The organism is Pseudomonas sp. GW823-FHT02C02 (genome assembly GCF_058797635.1).
Genome location: NZ_JBXAJV010000025.1, coordinates 1 through 12,973 on the forward strand (window position 1 = coordinate 1; position 12,973 = coordinate 12,973).

Consider the following 12,973-nt stretch of genomic DNA (forward strand, 5'->3'; position numbering starts at 1 on the left):
CCCCCCCCCCCCCCCCCCCCCCCCCCCCCCCCCCCCCCCCCCCCCCCCCCCCCCCCCCCCCCCCCACTCCTACAGTTGTTTTGTGTCGGTTGGGAGATTGTATATCCGGCCTCACGGCTTATTGGGAATGCCGTACTTGCGCAGTCGATGGGCGATCGCCGTGTGGGAAGTTTGCAGGCGGCTGGCCAGTTGCCGAGTAGAAGGGTAGCTGACGTAGAGTTTTTCCAGCAGCGTCTTTTCGAACTCTTCCATCGCTTGCTCCAGGCTATCGACATCGCTGTCACTCTGGCGCGCCACCGAGGTGCCGGCGATGTCGAGGTCGCCGATGTCCACCAGGCTGCTTTCGCAAATCGCCGCCGCACGGAAGATCACGTTCTGCAATTGCCGCACGTTGCCCGGCCAGCGGTTACCCAGCAGTGCAGGATAAGTCCCGGGCGCCAGACGACAGACCGGGCGCTGGATCTGTGCGCAGGCCTGCTGCATGAAATAGCGCGCCAGCAGCAGGATGTCCTGACCGCGTTCGCGCAGGGGCGGGACTTCGACATTCAGGACGTTGAGGCGATAGAACAAGTCTTCGCGGAACGAACCTTCGCTGACCATTTTTTCCAGGTTGCGGTGAGTTGCGCTGAGGATTCGCACATTGACCTTTACCTCGCGATCACCCCCGACTCGCCGGAAGCTGCCGTCATTGAGGAACCTCAGCAACTTCGCCTGCAGGTACGGCGACATTTCACCGATTTCATCGAGAAACACCGTGCCCTGGTTGGCCAGTTCCATCAGCCCCGGTTTGCCGCCCCGTTGCGCACCGGTAAAGGCGCCAGGGGCGTAGCCGAACAGTTCGCTTTCGGCGAGGTTCTCCGGCAATGCGGCGCAGTTCAGCGCCAGGAACGGCGAACCGTGCCGGGCGCTGATGGCGTGGCAGGCCCGCGCCACCAGTTCTTTGCCGGTTCCGGTTTCGCCCTGGATCAGCAACGGCGCATCCAGTGCTGCCACGCGCTGGGCGCGTGCCTTGAGGGTACGGATCGCCGGGGACTCGCCGAGCAACGCGTCGAAACCTTCGGCATGGTCGTGGTGCAGCGCCGAGAGGCGTTCGCCGATGCGGTTCGGTTGATACAAGGTCAGCAGGGCGCCGGCGTCGGTGATCGGGGTGGCGTCCAGCAGCAGGGTCTGGCCGTTGACGGTGATCTCGCGCAGCGGCAGGCGGAAGCCGTTTTCGAGTAATACGCCAAGCAGCGCCGGGTCGGCAAACAGATCGGCGACGCTTTCACCGGCCGGTTCGCGACCATACAACGCGATCAGCGCCGGGTTGGCCAGCAGCACTTTGCCGTCACTGTCCAGGGCCAGCACCGGGTCGGTCATGGCGGCGAGCAGCGCATCGAGCTGCAAGTGCCGCCGTTGCCCCGGAAGGATGTCGACCACCGTCATCGCTTGCACGCCGCGCACGCTGAGCAACGCATCGCGCAGCTCTTCGAGCACTTCCGGGCTCAGGGTCGGAGCGTCGATGTACACGTTGGGCGGGACCATTTCCACCGCATCCAGATTGAGATTACGCCCACCGAGCAGGGCCAGGACTTCCTGGGTAATGCCGACGCGGTCGATGAAGCTGACGTGGATACGCATGGGGCGGTTTTCAATCTGGCAAGCGGAGGGGGGCAAGTATGCCTTGGGGCGGGTCTCAGGTGAAATGCACGTGTTCAACCTGCAGGAGCGAGGCTTGCCCGCGTAGAGGCCATCAAGACCACTAAAAGCTTCGCGGGCAAGCCTCGCTCCTACAGGTCGTGGGGCCGCAGTCTTTCAGTCGGCATCCATAGCGAATGAAAGTCCGTCATCGCGAGCAGGCCCGCTCCCACAAGGGGACGCAGGCTACTCAAAGTTTTTGAGATCTACCGGGTCGCCGGATTTCATATCCAGCTTCTTCCGAATGTCTTCAAATACCTCGTCGTAATTTTTGTGAACCGAGCCGATCTGGCTGTGTGTCCTTGGAATACCGTACTTCTCGGCGATATTCGTTATGTTGTTGGCGAAGTTGTAGGCCTCAACCTTGGGTAGAAAGAAGGTTTCGCTCATATCCTTTCCCTGAATGCTGCCATGCATGGTGAACTGGATGCCTTTTTCCCCTTTGTCGTTATTGCTGACCTCATAGTCGAAGTGCAGGTTGTAGCTGACATCATCCGAGGTCAGCGCGTGGCGCTCGATGTGCAAGTGACCGGGGGCGAACGTTGCCATTGACGTTTCTCCTTATAAATAAGTAATGCCAGGTGTCGCCGTGCTGATGCGCGTGCCGGCCGTGCCCTGGACGATCGCTTCGATGTCCGAGAGTGAACCGATCACCGCGGTTTTTCCAGTATGGCGGGCAAACTCGCAGGCGGCCTGCACCTTCGGTCCCATGGAGCCGGCGGCGAAGCCGAGTTTTTCCATTTCGTCAGGGTGGGCTCGGGCGATGGCTTTCTGGGTCGGTTTGCCGAAGTCGATGCAGGCGGCGTTGACGTCGGTGGCGATCACCAGCAGATCGCTTTCCAGCTGTTCGGCCAGCAGCGCCGAGCACAGATCTTTGTCGATCACTGCTTCCACGCCTTGCAGTTTGCCGCTGGCGCCGTACATCGTCGGGATGCCGCCACCGCCCGCGCAGATCACGATGCTGCCTTTTTCCAGCAACCATTTGATCGGGCGGATTTCGAAGATGCGTTTCGGTCTCGGGCTGGCCACCACGCGACGGTATTTGTCGCCGTCCGGGGCAATCGCCCAGCCTTTTTCGGCGGCAAGTTTTTCCGCTTCGGCCTTGGCGTAGACCGGGCCGATGGGTTTGGTGGGGTTCTGGAACGCCGGGTCGTTGGCGTCGACTTCGACCTGGGTCAGCAAGGTGGCGAAGGGCACTTCGAAGTCCAGCAGGTTGCCCAGTTCCTGTTCGATGATGTAGCCGATCATGCCTTCGGTTTCGGCGCCGAGTACGTCCAGCGGATAAGGCGAAACCGAGGTGTAAGCGGCGGCCTGCAACGACAGCAACCCGACTTGCGGGCCATTGCCGTGAGCGATCACCAGTTCGTTGCCAGCATAAATCTTGGCGATCTGTTCAGTGGCGATCCGGATGTTGGCGCGTTGATTGTCCGCGGTCATGGGTTCACCACGGCGGAGCAGGGCGTTACCGCCCAGAGCAACGACGATACGCATAATGCAGTCCTTCTAAATGAGGTGACTCGGTCTCCCTGGTGAAACCCGATCAGTGTGGGAGTGAGCGTGCTCGCGATGACCATTTAACACTCAACAGAGACGTTGACTGTTACTCCGCTATCGCGAGCAGGCTCGCTCCCGCAGGGGCTTTGTTCCAGCCGGGAGAGCCGGGTGGGCCGTTAGATATCCGCCAACGCCGACACCAGGATCGCCTTGATGGTGTGCATGCGGTTTTCCGCTTGCTCGAAGGCGATGTTGGCCGGCGATTCGAAGACTTCTTCAGTCACCTCCACGCCGTTGGCCAGGTGCGGATAGCGTGCGGCGATGTCCTTGCCGACCTTGGTTTCGCTGTTGTGGAACGCCGGCAGGCAGTGCATGAATTTCACCCGCGGGTTGCCGGAGGCTTTCATCATCGCGGCGTTGACCTGGTACGGCAGCAGTTGCTCGATGCGCTCGTCCCACGCTTCTACCGGCTCACCCATCGACACCCAGATGTCGGTGTGGATGAAGTCCACGCCCTTGACCGCTGCTTTCGGGTCTTCGGTGATGGTGATGCGCGCGCCGCTTTCTTCGGCGAAGGCTTTGCACTGGGCGATGAAATCAGCGTGCGGCCACAAGGCTTTGGGCGCGGCGATGCGCACGTCCATGCCGAGTTTGGCGCCGATCATCAGCAGCGAGTTGCCCATGTTGTAACGGGCGTCGCCCAGGTAGGCGTAGCTGATGTCGTGCAGCGGCTTGTCGCTGTGCTCACGCATGGTCAGGGTGTCGGCGATCATTTGTGTAGGGTGGAATTCAGCGGTCAGGCCGTTGAACACCGGTACGCCGGCGAACTTGGCCAGCTCTTCGACGATTTCCTGTTCGAAGCCCCGGTACTCGATGGCGTCGAACATCCGCCCCAGCACGCGGGCGGTGTCTTTCATGCTTTCCTTGTGGCCGATCTGCGACGACACCGGGTCGATGTAGGTGACGTGGGCGCCCTGGTCATGGGCCGCGACTTCGAAGGCGCAACGGGTGCGGGTCGAGGTTTTTTCGAAGATCAGCGCGATGTTTTTGCCTTGCAGGTGCGGACGCTCGGTGCCGGTATATTTGGCGCGCTTGAGGTCGCGGGACAGGTCCAGCAGGTAGTTGAGCTCGCGAGTGGTGTGGTGCATCAGCGAGAGCAGGCTGCGGTTGCGCATATTGAAAGCCATTTTGGATCTCCTTGGGTTTCGGTTATCCGCCTGCTTCGCGCTTTATGAGCGCGAAGCAGGGCATAAAAATTAATAGTCGATAGGGTCACGAATGATCGGGCAGGTCATGCAGTGGCCGCCGCCACGGCCGCGTCCGAGTTCACCGGCGCTGATGGTGATGACTTCCACACCGGCCTTGCGCAGCAGGGTGTTGGTGTAGGTGTTGCGGTCATAACCGATCACCACGCCGGGCTCCACGGCCACCACGTTGTTGCCGTCGTCCCATTGCTCGCGTTCGGCGGCGAAGCTGTTGCCGCCGGTTTCCACCACGCGCAGCGCCTTGAGGTTGAGGGCCTTGGCGACGGTGTCGAGGAAGTTGGTTTCTTCGCGGCGGATGTCGATGCCGCCCGGCTTGCTGTCGTCAGGGCGCAGGGTGAAGGCGACGATCTGGTTTACCACTTCCGGGAAAATCGTCACCAGGTCGCGGTCGCAGAAGCTGAACACAGTGTCCAGGTGCATCGCTGCGCGGGACTTGGGCAGGCCGGCGACGATGACTTTCTCCACGGCGTTGTGCTTGAACAGGTTCACCGCCAGTTGGCCGATGGCCTGTCGGGACGAACGTTCGCCCATGCCGATCAATACCACACCGTTGCCGATGGGCATCACGTCGCCGCCTTCCAGGGTGGCGCTGCCGTGATCCTGGTCCGGGTCGCCGTACCAGATTTCAAAATCGGCGTTGGTGAACTGTGGGTGGAATTTGTAAATGGCGGTGGTCAGCAGGGTTTCCTGACGTCGCGCCGGCCAGTACATCGGGTTCAGCGTCACGCCGCCGTAGATCCAGCAGGTGGTGTCGCGGGTGAACTGGGTGTTGGGCAGCGGCGGCAGAATGAAGCTGGAGTGGCCGAGGAAGTCGCGGAACATCTGGATGGTCTTGCCGCCGAAGCTGTCCGGCAGGTCATCGGCGGAGACACCGCCAATCAGGAACTCGGCGATATGCCGCGGTTCCAGGCTACGCAGCCACGAACCCACTTCGTTGATCAGGCCGAGGCCGACCGAGTTGGCGGTGACCTTGCGTTCCAGAATCCAGTCGAGGGCTTCGGGGATGGCGACGATGTCGGTCAGCAGGTTGTGCATTTCCAGCACTTCGACGTTGCGTTCGCGCATCTTGGTGACGAAGTCGAAATGGTCACGCTTGGCCTGGGCCACCCACAGCACATCATCGAAAAGCAGTTCGTCACAGTTGTTCGGAGTCAGCCGCTGGTGGGCCAGGCCTGGGGAGCAAACCATGACTTTGCGCAGTTTGCCGGCTTCGGAATGGACGCCGTACTTAACTTTTTCGGTGGTCATTACAGTGATCCTCCAGATGACAAATGAGTCGAGTGTTACAGGGTCAGGAAGCCGTCATACAGGCCGTAGGCCGCCACCAGGGCGCCAGCGACAACAGCGGCGAAAATCAGCTTCTCGACGTTGGTGAAAATCGGTTTGTTGAGCTCCATCTTGGCCTTGGCGAACAGGATCGCGCCGGGGGCATAGAGCAGGGCAGAGAGCAGCAGGTATTTGACGCCGCCGGCATAGATCAGCCAGACCGCGTAAATCAACGCGACGGCACCGATGAACAGGTCTTTGCGACGTTCAGCCGCAGCGTTTTCATAGCTCTCGCCACGCACCGCCAGCAGCAGGGCATAAGCCGCGGACCACAGATACGGCACCAGAATCATCGAGGTGGCCAGGTAGATCAGCGACAGGTAAGTGCTGGCCGAAAACAGGGTGATGACCAGGAACAGCTGCACCATTGCGTTGGTCAGCCACAAGGCGTTGACCGGCACCTGTTTGGCGTTTTCCTTGCGCAGGAACGCCGGCATGGTGTGGTCCTTGGCGGCGGCGAACATGATCTCCGCACACAACAGTACCCACGACAGCAGCGCCCCGAGCAGCGAGATGATCAGGCCGACGCTGATCAGCACGGCGCCCCATGGACCGACGACGTGTTCCAGCACCGCGGCCATCGACGGGTTCTGCAGTTTGGCCAGTTCCGGTTGGGTCATGATGCCCAGCGACAGCACGTTCACCAGCACCAGAAACAGCAACACGGTGATAAAACCAATTACGGTGGCCTTGCCGACGTCGCTGCGTTTTTCTGCTCGGGCCGAGAAAATACTCGCGCCTTCAATGCCGATGAACACCCACACGGTGACCAGCATCATGTTGCGCACCTGGTTCATCACACTGCCCAGGTCCGGGTTTTTCAGGCCCCAGATGTCGGCGGTGAAGATGTCCAGTTTGAAGGCGAAAATCGCGATCAGCACAAACAGCACCAGTGGCACGACCTTGGCGACGGTGGTCACCAGGTTGATGAACGCCGCTTCCTTGATCCCGCGCAACACGAGGAAATGCACGCCCCAGAGCAGCACCGACGCGCCGATCACCGCAGCGACGGTGTTGCCTTCGCCGAAGATCGGGAAGAAATAGCCGAGGGTGCTGAACAGCAACACGAAATAACCGACGTTGCCCAGCCACGCACTGATCCAGTAACCCCAGGCAGACGAGAAACCCATGTAGTCGCCGAAACCGGCCTTGGCGTAGGCGTAGACACCGCCGTCCAGGTCAGGCTTGCGGTTGGCGAGGGTCTGGAACACGAAGGCCAGGGTCAGCATGCCGACCGCGGTAATCGCCCAACCGATCAGCACGGCACCGACATCGGCACTGGCGGCCATGTTTTGCGGTAAAGAGAAGATCCCGCCACCAATCATTGAGCCGACAACCAGCGCCACAAGTGCGCCGAGTTTCAGTTTACCGGGGGATTCAGACATTGCATGACCTCCAATGCAGGAGAAAAGAGACAGCAGATTAATGCTGTTAGCTATTCAGACATCTGACATAGATCAGTACATCGACACATTCCAATGTTAATGAAAGACTTATGAAACTTTTACGGGCATAAGGATATCGCTGGAAAAGCCCTTTCCAGAGGCTTCGGCCAGTTCAGGCGTGAATGATGCATAGCACTTTTGAATTTTGACCTTAGTCCGGTTTTGGCTTTCTGCCAATTTTGTCATCTGTTTTCGGTGTGGAATGGATTTATCAAAATTGACATACAAAACTGTTACACACCGATCCCATAGAATTATCGGCTATAAATAGAAGGCGTTATTTTCCGTTAGTTAATAAACGCTTAAACCCGTTATCCATTTAGTTAAAGTTATGCCTCAATGGCCATGCCGTAAAAAAGGGACGCAAGATGGTGCAAACGACGCAAAAGCTTCGCCTCAGTGCGCTGATCGCCCTGGTCGTCGGTTCTATGATCGGCGGCGGGATTTTTTCCTTGCCGCAAAACATGGCGGCGCGTGCCGATGCCGGGGCGATATTGATTGGTTGGGCGATCACTGCGGTCGGCATGCTGACCCTGGCCTTCGTGTTCCAGACCCTGGCCAATCGCAAACCCGAACTGGATTCCGGGGTGTACGCCTACGCCAAGGCCGGGTTCGGCGATTACATGGGGTTTTCATCCGCCTGGGGTTACTGGATCAGCGCCTGGCTGGGCAATGTCGGTTATTTCGTGTTGCTGTTCAGCACCCTCGGTTATTTCTTTCCGGTGTTTGGCCAGGGCAACACGCCGATCGCCATCGGTTGCGCCTCGGTGCTGCTGTGGGCCGTGCATTTTCTGGTGCTGCGCGGGATCAAGGAGGCGACGTTCATCAACCAGCTGACCACCGTGGCCAAGATCGTGCCGCTGATCATGTTCATCGTCATCGCCGCCGTGGCCTTCAAGGCGGACGTCTTCACCCGCGATATCTGGGGAAGCAGCAACCCGAATTTCGGCGGTGTCATGGAGCAGGTGCGCAACATGATGCTGGTCACCGTGTTCGTGTTCATTGGCATTGAAGGCGCCAGTGTGTACTCGGCCAGGGCGGAGAAACGCTCGGACGTCGGCCGGGCAACGGTGATCGGTTTTCTCGGCGTGTTGGCATTGCTGGTACTGGTGAATGTGTTGTCCCTGGGGATCATGAGCCAGCCGGAATTGGCCACCCTGCAAAACCCGTCACTGGCGGCGGTGCTGGAGCACATTGTCGGTCCTTGGGGGGCGCTGCTGATCAGCATCGGCCTGGCGATTTCGCTGTTGGGTGCATTGTTGTCCTGGGCGCTGCTTTGCGCCGAAATCCTTTTCGCCACGGCTAAAGACAAGACCATGCCGGCCTTTCTCACCAAGGAAAACGCCAACCATGTACCGGTCAATGCGCTGTGGCTGACCAACGTAATGATCCAGATTTTTCTGCTGATCACGCTGTTTTCGGCAGGCACTTACACCAGCCTGATCTACCTCGCGTCGTCGATGATCCTGGTGCCGTATCTGTGGTCGGCAGCGTATGCGGTGCTGTTGAGCGGACGCGGCGAAACCTACGAACACGCGTCGGCCGAGCGGACCAAGGACCTGATGATCGGCGGCATCGCCCTGGGTTACGCGGTGTGGTTGTTGTATGCGGGCGGGGTGAAATATCTGCTGCTGTCGGCGTTGCTGTATGCACCGGGGGTGATCTTGTTTGCCAAGGCCAAGCGAGAGCAAGGCGAGCCGCTGTTTACCCATATTGAGAAAGGCATTTTCACCTGCGTCATCAGCGGGGCGGGGCTGGCGGCGTATGGGTTGTACAGCGGGTTGCTGTCGTTGTGAGGTGGCGGCTGGCACCGGTTTTGTATTGAGTGTTCTGGCCCCATCGCGAGCAAGCTCGCTCCCACAGGTTTTGTGTTCGACGCAGATCCAATGTGGGAGCGAGCCTGCTCGCGATAGCTATCTGACGGTCACCACCACTGCGCGCGATGGGCACCCAATTCCGAAGCCGGAAGTGTCCACTGCAACGGTGTGCCGGTGATTTTCAAAGGCACATGAAGCCGATGCGCCGGCCCCCAAGGCGTTTGCTCGATCAACATCCCCTGATCATTTTCATCTTCAGCTCGTAGCGCCTCATCCGTCCCTGCACCGTTTTCAATCAACAATTTCGCCGTTCGCGCCAACGACAACCTGGCCGACCCACCCCGTCCCAATAACGTGATCGCTGCAGCCGCCATCAAATACCCGGTCGCATGATCCAGCGCCTGAACGGGCAGCGGCGTCGGTTTGTCCGCTTTCTTCCACTGCCGGCCCGCGTCGGCAATGCCGCTGCTCATCTGTACCAGGCTGTCGAAGCCACGGCGGTTGCGCCACGGGCCGCTCCAACCGTAGGCGTTGAGGCACACATCAATCAGGCCCGGCGCCAGTTTTTCCCGCTCGGCGACACCGTAACCCAACTTTTCCAGTGCGTCGGCGCGGTAGCCGTGGAGCACGATATCGGCGTCCTTGAGCAGGCTTTCGAACACCGCTCGATCGTCGTTGTTGTGCAGGTCCAGCCGTGCGCAGCGTTTGCCCAGCGTGACTTCGGGCACCACGCCGGGTTCGTTCCAGGTCGGTGGGTCGATGCGCAATACATCGGCGCCGAGGCCGGCGAGAAAACGACTGGCGACGGGGCCGGCCAACACGCGGGTCAAGTCCAGCACCTTGATGCCTGCCAACGGTTGCGCCACAGAACCTTTCCAGGGTTTCGCGTGTTGACCGCTGCCGGCGCTGAACTGAATCAACGGCTCGGCGTTCACCGCCAAGCCTTGGGGATGCGCCTGCCATTGTGCCCAGCTGCGCATCTCGGCGGCGCAGCCGCCGGCATCGACCACGGCCTGTTCCAGATCGGTTTTCGCCCATTGCGCAACCTTGCTCGCCATCGCCGCACGGTCGGCACAAGTGCCGAGCACGCTTTCGGCGGCGGCGCGGTGATGCGGCGCGTTGGTGTGCAAGCGGATCCAGCCGTCCTGGGTCGCGTAATCACCGGCCACCGGGTCCCACAGCGGCGGAACGCTCCAGCCCTCGGGGCGGATCGAGGTGGCGAACCAGAAAGAGGCCAGGCGGCGGTCGACTTCAAGGCTGGGCAAGCGACCGGTGTGTTGTTGCAGTAATTCGCTGACTGCCTGGCCGGCGGCGGCGATGCTGGCACAGGCCAGATCAGTGACGGCAAACGCCGAGGGCAGGGCGCCGCTCGACGTAAAGGGAATTGGCGTGTGAGGCAAGCCAAGCGCGGCTTGAATGGACGTGAGTAAACCAGTCATCGAAGGCCCTCCGGAACGAGAGCCCGAGCATAGATCAAACAGGTGATGAAGCGGATGAAACCTGTAGGAGCGAGGCTTGCCCGCGAAGAACGATAATGCGGTCTATCTGAAAACCGCAGCGCTCCCTTCGCGGGCAAGCCTCGCTCCTACAGGGCTGTGGCTGTTACACCCGGAACTGATCCATCAATTTCATCTGGTGGGTGGTCAGCGAGTTGAGCTGGCTGCTGATCTGCGCCGATTCGGTGGCCTGGCCGGTCAGGGTTTCGGTGACGGTGCGGATCGCCGAGACGTTACGGTTGACCTCTTCGGCCACCGCGCTTTGCTGTTCGGCGGCGCTGGCGATTTGCAGGTTCATGTCGCTGATCACGGTGACCGCGTCGCTGATTTTGCCCAAGGCCTGGACCGCTTGCTGGATCTGTCCGGCATTGCTGTGGGCCTGGGTCTGGCTCGAATGCATGGTGGCCACCACGCCGCGTGTGCCGGTCTGGATGCGCTCGATCACGACGCGGATTTCTTCCACCGAGTCCTGGGTGCGTTTGGCCAGGTTGCGCACTTCGTCGGCCACCACGGCAAACCCACGACCGCTTTCGCCGGCACGGGCCGCTTCGATCGCCGCGTTGAGGGCGAGCAAGTTGGTTTGTTCGGCAATGCTGCGGATCACTTCCAGCACCGAACCGATCTGCTCGCTGTTCACCGCCAGCGCCTCGACTTCGGTCACAGCCTTGCTGACTTCGTCGGCCAGTTGATTGATGTCGCGGGTGCTGCGCTCGATGATCGACATGCCATCGCGCGCCGATTGATCCGCACCTTTGGCCGCATTGGCCGCGTTCGACGCACTGTTGGCGACTTCGTGGGCGGTGGCGCTCATTTCGTTTGACGCTGTGGCGACCTGGTCGATTTCGCGGAACTGCACCTGCATGCCTTCGCTGGTCTGACGGGCGATTTCCGAGGATTGGTCGGCGGTGCCACGAGCGTCGGTGATGCTTTGTTTGATCTGCGCGATGGTCGGTTGCAGCTTGTCGAGGAAGCGGTTGAACCAGCTGACCAGTTCGCCCAGTTCATCTTTTTTGCTGTAGTGCAGGCGTTGGGTCAGGTCGCCGTCGCCGCTGGCAATCGCCTTGAGCATCTCGGCGACGCTGTTGATCGGCCGGGTCACGCCGGACGCGGTGAGCCAGATCAGCAACAGACCGACCAGGCCGGCCGCGACAGCCACCAGCACCGCTTTGATCGTGCCGCTTTGCTGGGCGTCATCGAGCACCGCTTGCAGCTTGACCGAATCGGCCAGCAGCACTTGCTTGGGCAGGTCAATCACCACGCCCCAGGCTTTGGAGTCGCTGATCGGGCTGACCGGGTACACCGCACGAATCACTTCGCCTTGTTCGAGGATCTTCGGCGTGCCGCCGCTGAGCAGTTGCAGGATGTCCTTGCCGTCAGCGCCGAGGGTCGCATCAATGCCTTTGCCGACCTTGCTCGCATCGACGCTGTAACCAGCCAATACACCGCTGCCGGAGACAATCAGCATGTGCCCGGCGCTGTTGAACAGGTCACGCTGGGAATCGACCGCGGCCGCTTGCAGGGCGTCGAGGGCGATGTCGACACCGACCACGCCGATGGACTTGCCGTCCACCAGCAGCGGGACGGAAATGGTGGTCATCAGCATTTCCTTGCCGCCGACGGTGTCGGCATACGGGTCCAGCAAGCAGGTGCGTTTGCTGTCGCGAGGGCAGGTGTACCAGCTGTTGTACGGCGTGCCGCTGAGGCTCAGGGTGGTTTTGGTCATGTCGTCTTCGACCATGATCGTGTTGATCCCGGCCCCGCCGGCACGGCTCCAGTAACTGGCAAAACGCCCGGATTCGTTGGACTGGCGGGCCGCATCGTTGGCGAACTCGCTGTCCTTGCCGTCCAGGCCGTTGGGTTCGAACGCCAGCCAGATCCCCAGCACTTTGCTGTTGCGCTCAAACGCGGTTTTCAGGCTCTGGTTCAACTCCTCACGCAGGGCCCCGGCCTCAAGCGAACGCTTGGCGGCCATGGCGCGCATGTCCTTGATCTGATCGGCCAGGGCAGTCACCACCAACAGGCTTTCACCGAATGTCTTCTGCACCCGCACCGCTTGCTCGGCGGCCTTGGCCTGGAGCAGGTCCTGCACGCTGGTGGTGAGCATCTTGCGGCTGGAGGCGCTGACCAGCTCATCGTTCTGATTGGTCTGGTAGAAGTTCATACCGACGATCAACGCGACCACGCCAAGCAGGCACAGGCCGGACAGCAAGACGATTTTCAGACGGATAGAGAGAGAGTCGAACATAGGGCGAACTCGCGAAGGGATGAAGTGTTGGCTGTGGGCCGATGTCGACCCGGTTCGCCAAGTCCATTCAGCGCCATTCAATGCTCATCGGCGTGGGACGAGGATGCATGATGGTGGCCCCGACGAACGGTAGGGGTTGAACGTTTGCGCGGAAAAATCTGCCGAAAACAGGGCTTAAAACGGGGGAAATCGCGGGGAGATTCTGAGG

The 12,973-nt window shown here is 60.5% G+C and carries 9 protein-coding genes and 1 pseudogene; 1 reads left to right on the plus strand and 9 read right to left on the minus strand.

The annotated features are described in order from the left end of the window. Positions 1-111: 111 nt before the first annotated feature. The 6 genes from gcsR to arcD (AC1ROI_RS31015) form a co-directional block, all read right to left on the minus strand. A complete protein-coding gene (gene gcsR, locus AC1ROI_RS30990) occupies positions 112-1,620 on the minus strand; it encodes a transcriptional regulator GcsR (RefSeq protein WP_077748702.1) in 1,509 nt (502 codons plus the stop codon). A gap of 243 nt (positions 1,621-1,863) precedes the next feature. Then, positions 1,864-2,226, minus strand: a complete 363-nt coding sequence (locus tag AC1ROI_RS30995; protein ID WP_077748701.1) for a DUF5064 family protein — start codon at positions 2,224-2,226, stop codon at positions 1,864-1,866. A gap of 12 nt (positions 2,227-2,238) precedes the next feature. Next, positions 2,239-3,168: a carbamate kinase gene (arcC, locus tag AC1ROI_RS31000; protein ID WP_010457419.1), complete on the minus strand. Its 930-nt coding sequence runs from the start codon at positions 3,166-3,168 to the stop codon at positions 2,239-2,241. Between the two features lie 179 nt (positions 3,169-3,347). Further along, positions 3,348-4,358 carry an ornithine carbamoyltransferase gene (locus tag AC1ROI_RS31005; RefSeq protein ID WP_017340452.1) on the minus strand — a complete coding sequence of 337 codons (1,011 nt, stop codon included), beginning with the start codon at positions 4,356-4,358 and terminating at the stop codon, positions 3,348-3,350. 69 nt (positions 4,359-4,427) lie between these two features. Continuing rightward, positions 4,428-5,684, minus strand: coding sequence for an arginine deiminase (arcA, locus tag AC1ROI_RS31010; RefSeq protein WP_083375889.1), 1,257 nt, complete (start codon positions 5,682-5,684; stop codon positions 4,428-4,430). A 35-nt stretch (positions 5,685-5,719) separates the two neighbouring features. After that, entirely contained in the window at positions 5,720-7,147 is a 1,428-nt protein-coding gene (gene arcD, locus AC1ROI_RS31015; protein WP_010457413.1) for an arginine-ornithine antiporter, read from the minus strand. A 428-nt stretch (positions 7,148-7,575) separates the two neighbouring features. Between arcD (AC1ROI_RS31015) and arcD (AC1ROI_RS31020) the strand changes: the two genes are divergently transcribed. Further along, complete coding sequence (gene arcD / locus AC1ROI_RS31020) at positions 7,576-9,003, plus strand: arginine-ornithine antiporter (protein ID WP_077748698.1); 1,428 nt, start codon at positions 7,576-7,578, stop codon at positions 9,001-9,003. A gap of 128 nt (positions 9,004-9,131) precedes the next feature. Here arcD (AC1ROI_RS31020) and AC1ROI_RS31025 read toward each other — a convergent pair whose 3' ends face one another. The 3 genes and pseudogenes from AC1ROI_RS31025 to AC1ROI_RS31035 all read right to left on the minus strand — a co-directional run. Next, complete coding sequence (locus AC1ROI_RS31025) at positions 9,132-10,463, minus strand: CoA transferase (protein WP_102595466.1); 1,332 nt, start codon at positions 10,461-10,463, stop codon at positions 9,132-9,134. Positions 10,464-10,626: 163 nt separating this feature from the next. Beyond that, positions 10,627-11,382, minus strand: a complete 756-nt coding sequence (locus tag AC1ROI_RS31030; protein ID WP_370654441.1) for a methyl-accepting chemotaxis protein — start codon at positions 11,380-11,382, stop codon at positions 10,627-10,629. Positions 11,383-11,484: 102 nt separating this feature from the next. Continuing rightward, positions 11,485-12,765 (minus strand): annotated as a pseudogene (locus AC1ROI_RS31035) (methyl-accepting chemotaxis protein); the annotation flags it as partial. Between the last annotated feature and the right edge of the window lie 208 nt (positions 12,766-12,973).

What these genes read in the sequence shown, in the direction of transcription:
- AC1ROI_RS30995 (WP_077748701.1), bottom strand. Translation starts at nt 2,226, where the DNA reads ATGGCAACGTTCGCCCCCGGTCACTTGCACATCGAGCGCCACGCGCTG.
- arcD (WP_077748698.1), top strand. Translation starts at nt 7,576, where the DNA reads ATGGTGCAAACGACGCAAAAGCTTCGCCTCAGTGCGCTGATCGCCCTG.
- arcC (WP_010457419.1), bottom strand. Translation starts at nt 3,168, where the DNA reads ATGCGTATCGTCGTTGCTCTGGGCGGTAACGCCCTGCTCCGCCGTGGT.
- AC1ROI_RS31025 (WP_102595466.1), bottom strand. Translation starts at nt 10,463, where the DNA reads ATGACTGGTTTACTCACGTCCATTCAAGCCGCGCTTGGCTTGCCTCAC.
- AC1ROI_RS31005 (WP_017340452.1), bottom strand. Translation starts at nt 4,358, where the DNA reads ATGGCTTTCAATATGCGCAACCGCAGCCTGCTCTCGCTGATGCACCAC.
- arcA (WP_083375889.1), bottom strand. Translation starts at nt 5,684, where the DNA reads ATGACCACCGAAAAAGTTAAGTACGGCGTCCATTCCGAAGCCGGCAAA.
- arcD (WP_010457413.1), bottom strand. Translation starts at nt 7,147, where the DNA reads ATGTCTGAATCCCCCGGTAAACTGAAACTCGGCGCACTTGTGGCGCTG.
- gcsR (WP_077748702.1), bottom strand. Translation starts at nt 1,620, where the DNA reads ATGCGTATCCACGTCAGCTTCATCGACCGCGTCGGCATTACCCAGGAA.
- AC1ROI_RS31030 (WP_370654441.1), bottom strand. Translation starts at nt 11,382, where the DNA reads ATGCAGGTGCAGTTCCGCGAAATCGACCAGGTCGCCACAGCGTCAAAC.